We start from the raw sequence: 15,558 nt of genomic DNA on the forward strand, positions 1-15,558 counted from the left end.
ACAATGCCACGCAGAAATGACATTCAGAAGATTCTCGTGATCGGCTCCGGTCCGATCGTGATCGGCCAGTCGGCCGAGTTCGACTACTCGGGCACGCAGGCCTGCAAGGCGCTCAAAGCCGAGGGCTATGAGGTGGTGCTGGTGAACTCCAACCCCGCCACCATCATGACCGACCCCGAACTCGCCGACCGCACGTACATCGAGCCGCTGACGGTGGGCTACGTCGAGGAGATCATCCGCAAGGAAGCCGCCATGCTTGGCGCAGGCGCGGGCAAGTTCGCGCTGTTGCCGACAGTGGGCGGACAGACGGCGCTGAACCTTGCCGTCGATCTCTCTGACGCAGGCATCCTCGACAAGTACAACGTCGAGCTGATTGGCGCCAAGCTTGAGGCCATCAAAAAAGCCGAAGACCGCCTGCTCTTCAAGGATGCGATGCTGCGCATCGGGCTCGATGTGTCGAAATCAGCGCTGGTGAACAATCTCCGCGACGGGCTCGACTTCGCCGGTAAGCTTGGTTTCCCGGTGCTGATTCGGCCCAGCTTCACGCTCGGTGGCTCGGGCGGCGGTATCGCTTACAACCGCGAAGAGTTGATGGAGATTCTGGCGCGCGGGCTGGACCTCTCGCCGGTGCACGAGTGCCTCATCGAGGAGAGCGTGCTGGGCTGGAAGGAGTACGAGCTCGAGGTGATGCGCGATCTCGCAGACAACGTCATCATCATCTGCTCGATTGAGAACTTCGATCCGATGGGCGTGCACACCGGCGATTCGATCACCGTTGCTCCGGCGCAGACGCTGACCGATCGCGAGTACCAGAAGATGCGCGACGCTGCGATTGCCGTGATGCGCGAGATCGGCGTGGAGACGGGCGGATCGAACGTGCAGTTTGCGGTGAATCCCGCCGATGGCCGCATGACCGTCATCGAGATGAATCCGCGCGTGTCGCGGTCGTCCGCGCTGGCGTCGAAGGCCACGGGCTTCCCGATTGCGAAGATCGCTGCAAAGCTCGCGGTGGGCTATACGCTCGACGAGATTCCCAACGACATCACACGCAAGACACCTGCCTGCTTCGAGCCGACGATTGATTACGTGGTCACGAAGATCCCCAAGTGGCAGTTCGAGAAGTTTCCCGGCGCGGATGACACGCTGGGCCCGCAAATGAAGTCGGTGGGCGAAGTGATGGCGATCGGCCGCACGTTCAAGGAATCGCTGATGAAGGCCTGGCGCGCGCTTGAGACGGGCAAGAAGACTGGCCAGGAAGTTGTGCTGGAGCCGCGGCGGTTGACGCAGATGTTGGTAACCCCGAAGCCGGAGCGGCTGGCTTACATCCGGTTCGCATTCGAGCGCGGCATGAGCGTGCGCGAAGTTGCGCGGCTGACGGGGATGGATCCGTGGTTCCTGCACCAGATTCGCGAGATTACCCTTGAGCAGCAGAAGATTGCAAAGACCTCGCCGGAGGCCATCGATGAGACGCAGCTTCGCAAGCTGAAGCGCATGGGCCTGAGCGACGAGCGCATCGCCACCGAGTGGATGCTGGAAGGCCACGAGGGAACAAAGCGTGTGCGCGAGCTGCGCGAGTCGAAAAACATTCGGCCGGTCTTCAAGCTCGTGGACACGTGCGCGGCCGAATTCGAATCGATGACGCCGTATCTCTACTCGACGTATGACGAAGAGGACGAAGCGCCGCCGACCGACAAGGACAAGATCATCATTCTCGGCTCGGGGCCGAACCGTATCGGGCAGGGAATTGAGTTCGATTACTGCTGTTGCCACGCGGCGTTCGCGCTCAAGGAAGACGGTTACGAGACCATCATGGTGAACTGCAATCCTGAGACGGTTTCGACGGACTACGACACCAGCGACCGCCTCTACTTCGAGCCGCTGGTGCTGGAAGACGTGCTCGCTATCTACAACCACGAGGCGAGCAGTGGCGCGAAGATCGGCGTCATTGTGCAGTACGGTGGGCAGACGCCGCTGAACCTGGCGCAGCGTTTGCGCGCGGCCGGAGTGCCGATCATCGGAACGTCGCCTGAGTCGATCGATCTTGCGGAAGACCGCAAGCGTTTCGGCAAGCTGCTCGAAGACCTGAAGATTCCGCAGCCAGCGGGCGGCACGGCGACCAGCGTGGAAGAAGCTCTTGCCGTGGGCGACCGTATCGGCTACCCGGTGCTGGTGCGGCCCAGCTACGTGCTTGGCGGACGCGCGATGGTGATCGCCTACGACGCGGCTGCTGTGGCGACGTACATGCGCGCGGCGGTTGAGTACTCGCAGGAGCGGCCGGTACTCGTCGATCACTTCCTGGAGAACGCTGTCGAGGTCGATGTTGACGCACTCTGCGATTCGAAAGACGTGATCATCGCGGGCATCATGCAGCACATTGAGGAAGCGGGCATCCACTCCGGCGACTCGAGCTGCGTGCTGCCGGCCGTGAGCATTCGCGAAGAGACTCTCAACACCATCCGGGAATACACGCGCAAGCTCGCTCTGTCGCTCAAGGTGATCGGCCTGGTAAACATCCAGTTCGCCATCCAGCGCGATGCAAACGACCAGGATCACGTGTATGTCATCGAAGTGAACCCGCGGGCTTCGCGCACTGTGCCATACGTATCGAAGGCTACAGGGGTGCCGCTGGCGAAGGTGGCGGCGCGGCTCATGACCGGGCGCACGCTGGCCGAGCTGTTGCCTGAGCAATTGGCGAGCGGCAAGGACCTGGACGTGGGCGATCACTTCTACGTCAAGTCGCCAGTGTTCCCGTGGAACAAGTTTGCGGGCGTCGACACGGTGCTTGGGCCGGAGATGAAGTCGACCGGTGAAGTGATGGGAGTGGCGGAGACGTTCGGCGAGGCCTTCGCGAAGGCTCAGCTTTCGGCCGGGCAGCTGCTGCCGCTGGAAGGCACCGTGTTCTTCAGCGTGAATGACCACGACAAGTCAGCGGTGGTGGAACTTGCGCGGCGCTATGTGGAGCTTGGGTTCAAGCTGATCGCCACGGAGGGCACGGCGCGTGTTTTGCAGGCAGGACTGGGCTTCGCGATCGACACGGTGTTCAAGGTGAAGGAAGGCCGTCCCAATGTGGTTGACCTAATCAAGGGAGAGCGCATTCAGCTCGTGATCAACACGCCGCGCGGGCAGGACACGTTCTTCGATGAGAAGGCGATCCGGCGGGCAGCAGTGCTGGCGCGGGTTCCGACGATTACGACGATCGCCGCGGCACAGGCGGCTGCGGAGGGAATCGCTGCAATGCAGCGTCGGCAGATCACGGCGTTCGCGTTACAGAAGCTGCATGAGGCGCGCGCGTAACTGGGCATCGTAGCAAACAAACGGCCGCAGCCCGAAGGAGGGTTGCGGCCATTTGTGCTTCAGCGCGAGCCGCGATCGAAGCGGCAGCCTGCGGCTTAGTCTTTGCGGCGCATGGCCAGACGCGCGCCAATGGAGTAACCGATCAGCGCAGCTGCGGGCCAGGTGCAGAGGAACGGGCCGTTGTCGTCGATGAGACCGCTGGGGCGCGGAAAGCTGAAGAGGGCGCGGGTGAGCTTCTCGCTTGCGTTGCAGTCGTTGCAGGCGTTGGGGCCGGTGGGCATGTCGAGGATCCAAAGGGATACGATCATCATCCAGATGACGCCAGCGAGCCAGACGTGCCCTGCCATCGGTTCCGGCTTCGCGCGCAGAAAGAGGAAGCCGACCCCCGCGGGGACAACCAGCGAGAGTAACAAGATGAAGGCCTGCGGCACCGATGGCTGAACAGCGTAGCCAACCAGCATCAGGCCGACCCAGGTGCCCAGCGCGACTACCAGATGCAGAAAGAACGAGAGCGCCTGCCGTGAGAGCTTATCGCTGGCTTCATCTTCATCGCTCATCACTAACTTTGTATCCATGCAGCAACTCCTCAATTCTTGTGCCTGGGTAGATCGGCCACGGTCCTGGGGATTTGCCTATTACGCTACACGGTGAGGGCCGAAACCACAATGCACACATTGTGTAAGGGTTGCCGATCCCGCACAGTACGCTTTCCGCACTCTGCGGCCAAAAGCGGCGGAAGGTAAAATATGCCTATGCTACTGGAAGGAATTTTCGCCGCGGCCCCTACGCCGTTCTACTCCGACGAGCGCGTTTATTTCCGCAAGATCGAGCACAACATGGCGCGCTACTCGCGCAGCCTGCTTTCAGGCATGGTGGTGCTGGGGTCGACAGGCGAGGCGGTCGAACTGACCGATGCTGAGTCGCGCGAGGTGCTCCGCGTGGCGGCCGAAGCAACTGCACCGGAGAAGGTTCTGATCGCCGGCGTGGGCCGCGAAAGCGTACGGGCCACGGTAGAACTGGCCGAGGCTGCCGCTGAGGCGGAATACGACGCCGTGCTGGTGCGGACGCCCACCTACTACGCGCCGCTGATGACCACTGCGGCCGTGCTCCATTACTACCGCAGCGTAGCCGATCGCTCGCCGCTTCCCGTGATCCTGTACCACATTCCCAAGTTCGTGCCGTACCCGTTTCCAGTAGAGGTGATCGCGGAGCTGGCGCATCATCCGAACATCATCGGAACGAAGGATTCGACAGGCAGCGTGGACCGCATCAAGGCGCTGGTGGAAGCCACGAAGAACGCGCCCAAGCGGACGGTTCCCGTAACGACAGTGTTCGAGGCCGTAACCGGACGCATGATGAAGCCGAAGACTGAGGCGGCCGGCGGATTCGTGCCGGCAACGGAACTGGGTGGAGGTGTCGCCGTAGCTGTTGCGCCGCCCGCCCCGCAGATCAAGACGCGCACCAAGGAAGTCGGATTCCAGGTGCTGACCGGCTCGCCGAGTTCGCTGCTTGAGTCGCTTGAAGCGGGCGCAAATGGATCGGTGCTTGGGTTTGCCGCCTGCGCGCCGCAGGCCTGCCAGGAGATCTATCTCGCCTGGAAGGATCACGACAAACCGCTCGCGGCAGAGAAGCAGAAACGAATCGCGGGGCCTAGTCAGCGGATCGCGGGTGCGCTGGGCATTCCAGGCATCAAGTACGGCTGTGATTTCAACGGCTACTACGGCGGCCGCGCGCGTTCGCCGCTGCTGCCGCTGACAGCGGATGAGAAGGCTGAAGTCGAGCGGCTGCTGGCGGAGATCCGGAATTAGGCCAGAACTACCACTTGATCAGCAGCAGTGGAATGACGATTCCTGCGAGGAACGTTACGCCGATAGCAATGCGGCTGCGGCGGTATTTCCACGCCATCCACGCGCCTGAGAAGGTGGACACGAACAGGCTCACGCAAACCAGCAGGAAGAATATCTGCATGCCGAGTGGCTTGCGCGGCGGCTGGAACGCTGGCTGCTTCGGCGGTGCCTGCTGACCTTGCGGTGCTGCCGGTGGTCCATCAGGCCTCCCCGCATCGAGCGCAGTCTTCTGGGGCTTTGGTGCTGCTGAGCCTTCGGGCGGGGAGGGTCTCCGCTGCGGAAGCTGGACCGATTGCTTCTTGTGCAGTTGCGCCAGAACCGAGATCCAGTGCGGCGGTGTGTAGTTGCCGTCGGGGGAGCGGTCGTTCAAAGATAGCGTTTGCAGTGCGCCAGTCAACGCAAAGAACAGGATTGCGGGCGCTGTGAAAAGGCCGAGGTACAGGTGGGCAAGCCGAAGCCATTGCGTCAGAACATGCGGGCGCATGCGAGGGATCGTCTCCTTGTGATATCCGGGGAACGCGGACGAATCGACCGCTTTGTAGCGACTATACGTTGCTTAGCTTATATGACGTTGATCCCTGGGGGAGGATGACATGGCCCGTCATGTAATGGGGGAGGATGGCCCGTACGGCGTTCTAGTTATATCTCGAGGCTGACATCGCCTCAAGAGCTTCTGGTGCGAGGAATGCCGCTTCCGGCTCGTTGGACCGGATCAGCCTGTGCAGGTAAGCGCGCGAGATGCTCAGGCTTCTGGCGGCCATTGTCTTGTTGCCGTTGTTTTCGCGGATGGCATTCTCTGCCAGGCGAATCTTGTAGTCGCGTAACTGCCGCTCGAAGGAGCCGCTGGGGAGCGAGTCATCGCTCATCATCGACGAAGCCTCTTCACGCAGGTGCGCAGGCAACTGATCAGTGCGAATCTGCCGGCTGTCTGCCATGATGACCGCCTGCTGGATTACGTTCTCCAATTCGCGCACGTTGCCGGGCCAGTTGTAGTTCTGCAGGACTGCCATGGCGCCGCTGTCGATGCCGGCAACATGCTTGCCGAATCTCTGCGAGTAGCGGTGCAGGAAATGCATGGCGATCTGCGGAATGTCCTCGGAGTGTTCATCGAGCGAGGGTGTCTCGATCTTCATCACGTTGATGCGATAGTAGAGGTCCTGGCGGAATTTGCCTTCGGCAACCAGGCGGGAGAGGTCGCGGTGCGTAGCGAAGACCAGACGGGCGCGCAGCGGGATCAGCTTGTTGCTGCCCAGACGGCTGAACTCGCGCTGCTGAAGCACGCGTAGCAGCTTGACCTGCGTATAAGGAGAGAGCTCCCCGATTTCGTCGAGGAAGAGCGTACCGTCGCCGGCTTGCTCAAAGAAACCTTCGCGAGCGCCAACCGTTCCGGTGAAGGCACCTTTCTCGTGCCCGAACAGCTCGGCTTCAATGAGGGTCTCGGGGATCGCTCCGCAAGACACAGCAACGAACGGCTTGCGAGCGCGAGATCCGCGGTTATGAATCGCCCGGGCAACGAGTTCCTTACCGGTACCGCTTTCGCCGACGATCAGCACCGACGCATCGATATTGGCCACGCAGCCGACCAGGTGGTGAACCTGCCGCATGGAGTCACTGGAGCCGACCATCGCATCTTCGCTATCTGCCGCGGCCACGGCGGGCTCAGTCTCGTCCGGCGTCTGCTTGATGAGCGAGCTCTCATAGGCGCGGCGCAGCATCACCCGTAGTTCGCGGATCGACGGGGGACGGCGCAGGTAGCCATAGGCCCCCTGGCGAACCAGGTCGCTGGCCGTGGCGCGCATGCTGTCGTCCGCCAGGATGACAAGCGTGATTCCTTCGGCCATCAGGCGTTTGCCGCACTCAATGCGGTCCTGAACGCCATCCTGGTGCGAGTTCATGTCGAGAATCACAACGTCGCAGGGACGATCCTCGAGCAATTCCCGGATCTCCTCTTCGTCCTGGCCAAGAAAGAACTGAAATTCCTTACCCGTCGCGGACGCCAAGAGCAACTGCAAAGCGGTGTCTTGTGAAAACAGCCCAACCCGTATCACTGGAAGCACCTCAAGTACTGATTTGGAAGTCGTAATTACCCTATCGGCAGATCTACCTTCCGCAAATACAACGAATTATCCATTTAGGTACACCCACGTTCGAATCATGGTTCTGGCCAAAAAGTAACCTGTGTCGTTTGGGCGTTACCCGGCTGTTCTCACTTGTATACAGCGGGTGACACCTGGAGAGGACGGTGGCAGCCAAGCGTATCGTACTAAAAGGTTTACGGCCCACGGATGCTTTGGAATCGCAATTGCAGCTAGTAGGGCACTCGATATCCCTGAAGGAGAGATTGGTATGCAGCACTTCCTTCTTTGGCCAACGCTCAGCATTCTGGCCGGCGCGTCCGCGACTATCCCGGTCGTCCAGAATTCCTACACTCGGAACCTTCTTTACTGGCTTGTGCTGTCGCCGATTGCAGTGGGACTGCTGTCGGTAGTCTGCATGGGGATTCGGTAGGTATTTGAATGAGCATGCATTCGATCGCCTGGTGGCCCACGGTAATCGCGCTGGCGATCGCCACATTCACAGATCTGCGCAGCCGGCGTATTCCCAACTGGCTGGTGTTCCCGTTTATGGCCGCAGGATTTGGCGTGCAGGCCTGGTTTCACGGTTGGCATGGGGTCGTCCAGAGCCTGGAAGGATTCGCCCTCGGCGCGGTGATCTTCGGCGTTCTGGCTGTCATGGGCGGCATGGGGATGGGGGATGTGAAGCTTTTTGCCGGCATCGGAGCCTGGATCGGCCCCGGGCAGATCATGCTGGCGCTGGTGATTACCGGCTTGGCCGGCGGCGTGATGGCGCTGGGCTGGGCGATTGTCGGCGGATTTGCCGGTGATTTGTTGAAGGGGTCGGGGGACCTGTTACTGGGCTGGAAGAAGCGGGGGACCATCACTCCTCCCGATCTTAAATTGACCAATCCGATGGCGCGAAAGATGCCGTATGCTCCGGCGATCGCCATTGGAACCTTGATTTCGTTCTTCGCCCATTAGGGCTCGCACGACAGGGTTGCTCGCGGAGAGGACGGGTCTTACCGGCCCGCATAGGAAAGATGTCGCAAAACGCTGGGAATCAAATCTTCGAATCGGCACGCGAGCGCACCGAAGGGCCCGCCGGGGAAAGTCTTCTGTCTGTTGTAGTCATTGGTCCCGACGATCGTCGGCGCAGCGATGTGGTCTTCGCCCTCAAGGGTCCGCTGTGCTCAGAGCCACACCAGGTGTCGCAATATCCCAGAAAACCCCAGATCGGCCGCCTCATCGAGTTTCACCCCGATGTGGTGCTCGTGGATCTGGATGGCAATCCTGAAACGGCGCTCAATGTTGTAGAGCAGGTGTGCGCGGCCTGCCAGGCCACGGTGATGGTCTACTCCAGTGGCATGCATCAGGACATGATGGTTCGCTGCATGCGGGCTGGAGCGCGCGAGTACCTCGATCTGCCCATCCCGTCGTCGAGCATGACGGAGGCTCTGGAGCGTGCTTCAGCCCGCCGCGAAAACCACCAATCGGAGAAAAGGGCGACTGGGATTCTTTGCGTCTTTTGGGGCGCCAAGGGTGGCTCAGGTGTAACGACCATCGCGACGAACTTCGCCATCGCCGCGGCCCAGGAGGCAGACAAGAGTGTTCTGCTGATTGATCTCGACATTCCGTTGGGAGACGCGGTGGTGAATCTGGGCCTGGCCCCCCTGTATTCCACCGTGGATGCGCTGCAGAACTACCATCGCCTCGATGCGAACTATCTGAGCCGTCTCACCCTGCAGCATGAGACCGGCATCAGCATTCTGCCTGCGCCGGGCAAGCTAGTGCCCGTGCACTACACGGCGGAAGCAGTTGACAGGCTCATCGAAGTGGCGCGGCGGGAATTCGACTGCGTCGTGGTTGATTCGGGTTCCCGCTTCGACCTGACCGGCACGGTACTCTTCGATCCGATCGCCGCCACTTACCTGGTATGCCAGGTGAACGTTCCGGAACTACGCAATTCGAACCGCCTGGTTTCGGATTTCTTTGGATCAAAGGCCCCAAAGTTCGAAATCGTTCTTAACCGGTATGACTCTTCGTCTCTCGATATCAATGAAGAGCACATCGAAAAGGTTTTGACACGCAAGCCGAAGTGGAAGATCCCCAACGATTACGTCGCAGTTAGCGCGATGCAAAACAATGCGATCCCGATAGTCACACGTGAGTCGGGAATCTCGCGTGTGATCCGCCAGATGGCCCGGGCTGCTTTCGACCTGCCCGGAAAGCCCGACAGAAAAAAGCAATTAGTGAACATGCTGTGAGGTGTATGCATCCATGAGTTCCCCAGTTGATGTCCTCGACCTAGAGAAATACAAAACCGATATACATCGGCTGCTGATCTCCAAGCTGGATCTGGAGAAGCTCTCGCGCGTCGACACCCAGCAGGCCCGCAAGGTAGTCGCGGGTCTGATCGATGAAATCATCCGCAGCCAGGGCGTGCCGCTCAGCTTCGAAGAGCAGTCGAGGATCCAGTCGGATCTTCTGGACGAGATCTTCGGCCTGGGCCCCCTTGAGACCCTGCTTCGTGATCCCGATGTCTCCGACATCCTGATCAACAGCCGCGATGTCATCTTCATCGAGCGCAAAGGCAAGATGACCAAGGCCGCCGCGCGCTTCCGGGATGACGCGCACCTGCTACAGATCATCGATCGTATCGTCTCCCGGGTAGGCCGTCGCGTTGACGAGTCTTCGCCTATGGTGGACGCCCGCTTGCCTGACGGCTCGCGCGTCAACGCGATCATTCCGCCTCTGGCCCTCGATGGTCCTTCGATGTCGATTCGCCGCCAGGGTGGCGGCCCGGTGAACGCGAACCGTCTGGTGGAACTGAAGAGCCTCACGGCCGAGATGATGATGGTGCTGGAAGGAGCCGCGCGTGCGCGGTTGACCATCCTCATCTCGGGAGGCACCGGCGCCGGAAAGACGACGCTGCTCAACATTCTGTCGCGCAACATCCCGCACGGCGAGCGCGTGATTACCATCGAAGACGCGGCCGAACTGCAGATTGCTTTGCCGAATCTGGTGCGGCTCGAAACGCGTCCGCCGAACGTGGAAGGGCAGGGAGCCATCCGCCAGCGGCAGCTGCTCATTAACTGCCTGCGTATGCGCCCCGACCGCATCATCCTGGGCGAGGTCCGCGGCGAAGAAGCGTTCGACATGCTCCAGGCCATGAACACCGGCCACGAAGGGTCGATGGCCACCATTCACGCCAACACCCCGCGTGATGCCCTGATGCGTCTCGAATCGATGGTAGCCATGGGCGGCCTGACGCTTACTGAAAAGACGGTTCGCTCCCAGATCGCTTCAGCTATCGACATCGTCGTGCAGGTGACCCGCATGAGCGACGGCACCCGTAAGATCACCAGCATTTCAGAGATCACGGGGATGGAAGAGAACGTGATCACGATGCAGGAGATCTTCAGCTTTGAGAAGCGCGGCATTGGAATGGATGGAAAGGTGCTCGGCACCTTCAAGCCATCGCGCATTCGTCCGCGGTTCATTGAGCGCCTTCGCACCGCCGGCATTCTGCTGCCTTCCGACACATTCGACAAATCCCTGGAAGTGAACTAAGGAAAGGAGACAGCGAATGTTGATGGTCATACTGATTTTTGTTGCTGTGTTTGCTGTCGCAGCTCCCATCCTGGTCTGGTCCAGCGGAGCTCACAATGCCGGCAAAAAGGAGAAGGTCGCTGAGGTTCTGGATAATGCTCTCGGAAAGGCTTCCGGAGACGAGAAGCACGATCCGCTGAGCTTCCGCAAAGCCGACAACAGCAGCAACATTCCGCTCCTCGACCGCTTCCTGCAGCAGCTCGATCTGATCCCGCGCATAGCAATGCTGCTGCGTCAGGCCGACCTCAAATGGACTCCCGGGGCACTGGTCCTGATGTGCGCAGTGGCGTTTGCTGTACCCGCATACATCGTCAACTTCAAGACCGGCATTCTCCTTATAGCTCTTGGCGTGGGCGTAGCCACCGGCTTGCTCCCGCTCGCGTTCGTCTGGTTCAAGCGCGTGCAGCGCTTTGGCAAATTTGAAGGACAGTTGCCCGAAGCGCTGGATCTCATTTGCAGCGCTTTGCGCGCCGGACATAGCCTCAGCGCGGCTCTTGGCCTGGTCACCCGAGAGTGCCAGGATCCGCTAGCGGGCGAATTTCGCCTGGCGTTTGACGAGCAGAACTTCGGTCTGGATATGCGTACCGCGCTCGAGAACCTCGTCAAGCGCGTGCCGCTTCAGGATCTCAAGATGGCGATCACCGCGATCATTATCCAGCGCGAAAGCGGCGGCAATCTCGCAGAAGTTCTGGAGAAGACCGCACACATGGTGCGCGAACGCTTCCGCCTTAAGAAGCAGGTGAAGGTGCACACCGCGCAGGGGCGCCTGACGGGCCTGGTGCTGACGATCCTTCCCGTCGCCCTCGGCTTCGGTCTCTGGGTTATCAACCCTGACAACGAGAGCATGCTGTGGCATCGTCCGATCGGCATCAAGCTTCTCATCGGGGCAGGCGTTTCGCTGGTCATCGGCAGCGCGATCATTCAGAAGATCGTCCGGCTGAAGGTTTAAGAGAGGAACCATGTCTTTTGCCATAATCGTATTTCTTTCGGTGTTTCTGCTGATCGGCAGCCTTGGCTTCCTGCTGTTCTATCGCGAAGCAATGGTGCAGCGCATTGCCGCGGTGGTCTTTGATCGCCCGCAGCGGAGCGGTATCGCGGGCACCATCGAAAAGGCCGGAGAGTCGCTAGGTGTCGTTCTCGAGAAGGTCGAGAAGGTCGTCCCGAAATCGCAGTCGGAGATCTCGGTCATTCAGCAGCGCCTTGTGCGCGCCGGATTCCGCAAGGAGTCGGCGATGAAGTACTTCTACGCCAGCAAGGCCATCACCCCGCTGATTTTCTGCGTTCTCCTGTCATTCACGGAGTTCGCGAAAGATAGTCCGTTCATCTTCTACGCCGGTGGTCTCGGTCTCGGCTATCTGGCTCCGGATTTCTGGCTGGGCCGCAAGATCAAGAAGCGCCAGGAAGAGATCAGCCGCAGCCTGCCCGACGTGCTTGACCTGCTCGTCATCTGTCTTGAAGCGGGTCTCGGTATGGACCAGGCGACGACGCGCACAACCACCGAGCTTGCGAGCACGCACCCCATCATTTCCGACGAACTGGACCTGATCGTGCTCGAGCAACGCGCCGGGCGCCCGCGTTCCGATTGCTGGCGGCACATGGCCGACCGTACCGATGTAGATCTGGTCCGCAATCTGGTTTCGACCATGGTGCAAGCCGAACAGTTTGGCACGAGCATTGCAAAGACTCTTCGTACACACTCTGACACGATGCGCACGCAGCGCATTCAACAGGTTGAAGAGCAGGCTGCAAAGACGACGATCAAGCTGATCTTCCCGCTTGTTCTGTTCATCTTCCCCTGCATGTTCATCGTGACCATTGGACCGGCCATCATCGTGATTCAGGAACAGTTCAAGAACCTTTTCAATCAATAAGGAGAAAGGAGAACGACACATGGATTCACCGACCATCATTCGCATCGTCGCTGGCGTTCTGTTCGTCGTCGTGCTGGGGCTGCTCATTCAGCGCCGCCGCTCTCGCGTTAAGTAAGTCTCTGGCGTGGCGAGGAAGAAACCTCGCTCCGCGGCAGACTCCAAACCGCGTGATGGGATGACGCACAGGCACTTTGATTCGCATCATCCCGCACGCCGCACCTGTTCCAATTTCCTGCGCCGCGCGCAGTTGCAGCAAAGACCCCGGGTTCGCCCGTGACCAAAGCTCAAGAAAGGAGGAGGAGAAATGCAGCGGCAAGACTACTGTGTGTACAACCAGACCAACGAATGCTTCCTCAGCCTCGGAGCGACGCTGGGCGACGGGCCCTTCGCGCGCCTCAAGCAACGGTTCCACATCGGCCGCCGTCGTGCGGATGAAGGTTCGTGGTTCAAGCCCTACCAGCCCCAGAACGCACTCACGATGTTCAATACGCGCGATCTGCTTTACCTCGACGCCGCGCAGCGCGTGGTGCACATTGTCGAATCGCATCCTGCTCTTCGAATCATCCCGCAGCACCAGGATGCAGTAAGCCTGCTCGCCCTGCCCATACACACCATTTCGTCTTCGCAGACAAAGGCAGGAAACCAGTTGCTGATCTGCGTTCCCACTGAGATGGAACGCAAGCTGCGCAAGCTTTTCGAGCCGAAGCGAAGCACGAGCGTGCAGTCGCCGGCCGCAACTCCTTCCATCCACTCGTTCACGAGTCAGCCGGAAGAGCCCGCCGTTCGAGCTGCCGTCGTCGATGCTACGAGTTCGATCTCCATGCCCGTAGTCACCGTTCCGGCACAGCGTAACCGGCAGGTTGCACTGTCGCCTGCAGTTCCCGTCACCGAAGTCGACGAGCTCTCGTTGCACGCGATCCGCAATCTAAGCGCGACCGGCCTCTATCTGGTCACCCACGATCGCTGGCCCATTGGCGCGGAAATCAACATGAATCTGCACCCTGCCGGCGCAGCCTCTAGAAACGCCCTAAGCCCTGTTACCGTACGTATGCGCGTGACGAGCTGGGGCACGGACGGTGTCAGTCTCGAATTCGCAGGAGCCCCCGCGGAATCAAGCGATCAGACGTCGCCCTACGTGTGCTGAGCGGAGACGATCATGCCAGCACGCCGCATCGCCTCTGACCCCTCAGTCGTTCTCTTCGGGAATGATGAGCAGGACTTCAACTGCGGTTGGTTTGCCGCGCTGTTGTGCGGGACGAAATTGCCATTGCTGCAGCTCATGCAGCACATAGCTGCCGTGAACGTATCCCGCGGGATAGGCGATCGCCAGATTCACAAGCTTGCCTGCCTCATTCAGGACGCCGTGCACCATGAGGGCATCGGCGTTCAGATCCTTCGCGAGCATGTTGGGACGGAGAATGTCATAGGGCCACGGCGCTTCGAGATGCGCCACCGTTCCACCCGCCGACGCGTCCGCTTCGCGCAACTGGGCATACTGCAGAATCCACGCTTTCGGCGTTCCCACGTGCAGATAAGCCGTGTAAGCAACGCGATCGCTCCACACCTGCAGAGTTTCGGGGTACTGGTCGGAAAGGGAAGAGCCCACCACGACCACATTGAATCGCCCGTCTTTGGGCAATTCGATGTGCTCTGCGCTTTCGGCGGCCGCGGCCTGGTCCGCCTCACTGATTGCGGCGCTCGCTCTCGTTCCCTTGGCACTCGAACTGGAGTCCTTGGTGCTACTGCTGGCGCTCTCTGCATGCCCTGGATCACCGATTGCGTTCTGCACGCCCTGCTGGCCAGCAGCTGCCCCAGCCTTGCTCTGATCGCCCCGGGTCTCGTTCACCGGAGGCAGAGCGACCGTGCCGTTGTTCATGCGGATGTCACTTGCGGAGAGAATCGCGGCCGGCGCCGGATTACCGCTGGGAGCCGCTGCAGTTGCGGGCGGCGTTTTCGCCTCGCTCGGTCCTTGCGTGGCGATGGGAGAAGTGTTGCCGGCGGGAGCCGTTTCCATCAACGGTTTGCGATCGGCAGCAACTTCGGGCAGGTCCGCCAACTGCTGCTCCTGGTTTGGAGCATTCAGGGAAGCATGTACCTCAACGGTCGCGAGCGGCTGCGGGGCCGGGGGCACGACGGTGTCTGCGGGCTTCGCAGCGGGCGTCCACACCAGGACACTCGGCAGAGCAATTTCCACCTTTGCCAACTGGTTGCGTTCCTCTGGTTGGACCAGGATCTGCTTACCTCGGCCGCCATCGGGAAGCCGCAGCGCGGGGACGCCGCGCGGACGGGGGGCAGCCTCTGCCGTCTGTTGGGTACCCTTGGCCGAGACGTCGTGCTTTGCCGCAGGCTTCGCGGGGTTGTTCTTGTTCGGATAGAGAGCGTCGGCGGCGAGCGATTCGGCCGTCTCGGGGACCTGAATCCGCAGATTGCGGACCTTGTAGTTCTTGCTCAGCGGGTCTCTGACGATGGCCGGCGTGTGGAGAAGAGCCCACATCACCGCCGCAATGCCGAATCCATGCACTGCGGTGGAGATCGCGAAGGCGGGAAATCCGTAACGCCGCGGCTGCGGCACCTGGAAGAGACCCGTCAACTCGTTATCCGTGTTCGCCAATCCCAGAGTCCTCAAAACGCTTGCATCCGCATCACAACCGGTCTTTCCTGCGAAGCTAAAAACCGTCTGAGGAAGGTCCGTTCATTTAAATCAGGCGGAAGCTCGATCAACTGGTTGAGCGGGAATGTGACCAGTATATCGGCATCTCGCTCAATTTCCCCTGCGATGACTCTGCCACGGACGTTGGTGCAGAGTAACTCTTTCGCGTACCAGAGGTACCCAGATAGTGACATGGAAGCGGATCGTAACCACCGTTACGCTTCCCTGAC

13 protein-coding genes are annotated in these 15,558 nt (G+C 60.4%); 9 read left to right on the forward strand and 4 right to left on the reverse strand.

Going from position 1 to position 15,558, the window contains the following annotated elements:
* Window positions 1-3: 3 nt before the first annotated feature.
* Window positions 4-3,294, forward strand: a complete 3,291-nt coding sequence (gene carB / locus MOP44_RS21210) for a carbamoyl-phosphate synthase large subunit (protein WP_260792399.1) — start codon at window positions 4-6, stop codon at window positions 3,292-3,294.
* 95 nt (window positions 3,295-3,389) lie between these two features.
* Here carB and MOP44_RS21215 read toward each other — a convergent pair whose 3' ends face one another.
* The gene (locus MOP44_RS21215; RefSeq protein ID WP_260792400.1) at window positions 3,390-3,869 is read right to left on the reverse strand and encodes a hypothetical protein; all 480 of its coding nucleotides are present in this window, start codon (window positions 3,867-3,869) and stop codon (window positions 3,390-3,392) included.
* 177 nt (window positions 3,870-4,046) lie between these two features.
* Here MOP44_RS21215 and MOP44_RS21220 point away from each other — a divergent pair, with 177 nt between their 5' ends.
* Window positions 4,047-5,102: a dihydrodipicolinate synthase family protein gene (locus MOP44_RS21220; protein ID WP_260792401.1), complete on the forward strand. Its 1,056-nt coding sequence runs from the start codon at window positions 4,047-4,049 to the stop codon at window positions 5,100-5,102.
* 7 nt (window positions 5,103-5,109) lie between these two features.
* Here MOP44_RS21220 and MOP44_RS21225 read toward each other — a convergent pair whose 3' ends face one another.
* Together MOP44_RS21225 and MOP44_RS21230 are read right to left on the reverse strand one after the other, a co-directional pair.
* Window positions 5,110-5,625 carry a PepSY domain-containing protein gene (locus tag MOP44_RS21225; RefSeq protein WP_260792402.1) on the reverse strand — a complete coding sequence of 172 codons (516 nt, stop codon included), beginning with the start codon at window positions 5,623-5,625 and terminating at the stop codon, window positions 5,110-5,112.
* Between the two features lie 151 nt (window positions 5,626-5,776).
* Window positions 5,777-7,153 carry a sigma-54 interaction domain-containing protein gene (locus MOP44_RS21230; protein ID WP_260792403.1) on the reverse strand — a complete coding sequence of 459 codons (1,377 nt, stop codon included), beginning with the start codon at window positions 7,151-7,153 and terminating at the stop codon, window positions 5,777-5,779.
* A 334-nt stretch (window positions 7,154-7,487) separates the two neighbouring features.
* Between MOP44_RS21230 and MOP44_RS21235 the strand changes: the two genes are divergently transcribed.
* The 7 genes from MOP44_RS21235 (at window position 7,488) to MOP44_RS21265 (ending at window position 13,822) form a co-directional block, all read left to right on the forward strand.
* The gene (locus tag MOP44_RS21235; protein WP_260792404.1) at window positions 7,488-7,649 is read left to right on the forward strand and encodes a hypothetical protein; all 162 of its coding nucleotides are present in this window, start codon (window positions 7,488-7,490) and stop codon (window positions 7,647-7,649) included.
* Between the two features lie 8 nt (window positions 7,650-7,657).
* Complete coding sequence (locus MOP44_RS21240; protein WP_260792405.1) at window positions 7,658-8,179, forward strand: A24 family peptidase; 522 nt, start codon at window positions 7,658-7,660, stop codon at window positions 8,177-8,179.
* Between the two features lie 59 nt (window positions 8,180-8,238).
* Window positions 8,239-9,462 (forward strand): nucleotide-binding protein, encoded by a 1,224-nt coding sequence (locus tag MOP44_RS21245; RefSeq protein ID WP_260792406.1) that lies wholly within the window; start codon window positions 8,239-8,241, stop codon window positions 9,460-9,462.
* A 13-nt stretch (window positions 9,463-9,475) separates the two neighbouring features.
* A complete protein-coding gene (locus MOP44_RS21250) occupies window positions 9,476-10,768 on the forward strand; it encodes a CpaF family protein (RefSeq protein ID WP_260792407.1) in 1,293 nt (430 codons plus the stop codon).
* A gap of 16 nt (window positions 10,769-10,784) precedes the next feature.
* Complete coding sequence (locus tag MOP44_RS21255) at window positions 10,785-11,756, forward strand: type II secretion system F family protein (protein ID WP_260792408.1); 972 nt, start codon at window positions 10,785-10,787, stop codon at window positions 11,754-11,756.
* A gap of 10 nt (window positions 11,757-11,766) precedes the next feature.
* Complete coding sequence (locus MOP44_RS21260; protein WP_260792409.1) at window positions 11,767-12,678, forward strand: type II secretion system F family protein; 912 nt, start codon at window positions 11,767-11,769, stop codon at window positions 12,676-12,678.
* A 304-nt stretch (window positions 12,679-12,982) separates the two neighbouring features.
* Complete coding sequence (locus MOP44_RS21265; protein ID WP_260792410.1) at window positions 12,983-13,822, forward strand: DUF192 domain-containing protein; 840 nt, start codon at window positions 12,983-12,985, stop codon at window positions 13,820-13,822.
* Window positions 13,823-13,864: 42 nt separating this feature from the next.
* On the opposite strand, the gene MOP44_RS21270 is transcribed toward MOP44_RS21265, so the two are convergent.
* The gene (locus tag MOP44_RS21270; RefSeq protein ID WP_260792411.1) at window positions 13,865-15,289 is read right to left on the reverse strand and encodes a hypothetical protein; all 1,425 of its coding nucleotides are present in this window, start codon (window positions 15,287-15,289) and stop codon (window positions 13,865-13,867) included.
* Window positions 15,290-15,558 lie beyond the last annotated feature (269 nt).

This window comes from Occallatibacter riparius, assembly GCF_025264625.1.
Classification (GTDB): domain Bacteria; phylum Acidobacteriota; class Terriglobia; order Terriglobales; family Acidobacteriaceae; genus Telmatobacter; species Telmatobacter riparius.

Bases quoted from the DNA above. Each gene is read 5' to 3' on its own strand.
- MOP44_RS21245 (WP_260792406.1), top strand. From the start codon at position 8,239: ATGTCGCAAAACGCTGGGAATCAAATCTTCGAATCGGCACGCGAGCGC.
- MOP44_RS21240 (WP_260792405.1), top strand. From the start codon at position 7,658: ATGAGCATGCATTCGATCGCCTGGTGGCCCACGGTAATCGCGCTGGCG.
- MOP44_RS21220 (WP_260792401.1), top strand. From the start codon at position 4,047: ATGCTACTGGAAGGAATTTTCGCCGCGGCCCCTACGCCGTTCTACTCC.
- MOP44_RS21215 (WP_260792400.1), bottom strand. From the start codon at position 3,869: ATGGATACAAAGTTAGTGATGAGCGATGAAGATGAAGCCAGCGATAAG.
- MOP44_RS21225 (WP_260792402.1), bottom strand. From the start codon at position 5,625: ATGCGCCCGCATGTTCTGACGCAATGGCTTCGGCTTGCCCACCTGTAC.
- MOP44_RS21250 (WP_260792407.1), top strand. From the start codon at position 9,476: ATGAGTTCCCCAGTTGATGTCCTCGACCTAGAGAAATACAAAACCGAT.
- MOP44_RS21235 (WP_260792404.1), top strand. From the start codon at position 7,488: ATGCAGCACTTCCTTCTTTGGCCAACGCTCAGCATTCTGGCCGGCGCG.
- MOP44_RS21260 (WP_260792409.1), top strand. From the start codon at position 11,767: ATGTCTTTTGCCATAATCGTATTTCTTTCGGTGTTTCTGCTGATCGGC.
- MOP44_RS21265 (WP_260792410.1), top strand. From the start codon at position 12,983: ATGCAGCGGCAAGACTACTGTGTGTACAACCAGACCAACGAATGCTTC.
- carB (WP_260792399.1), top strand. From the start codon at position 4: ATGCCACGCAGAAATGACATTCAGAAGATTCTCGTGATCGGCTCCGGT.
- MOP44_RS21255 (WP_260792408.1), top strand. From the start codon at position 10,785: ATGTTGATGGTCATACTGATTTTTGTTGCTGTGTTTGCTGTCGCAGCT.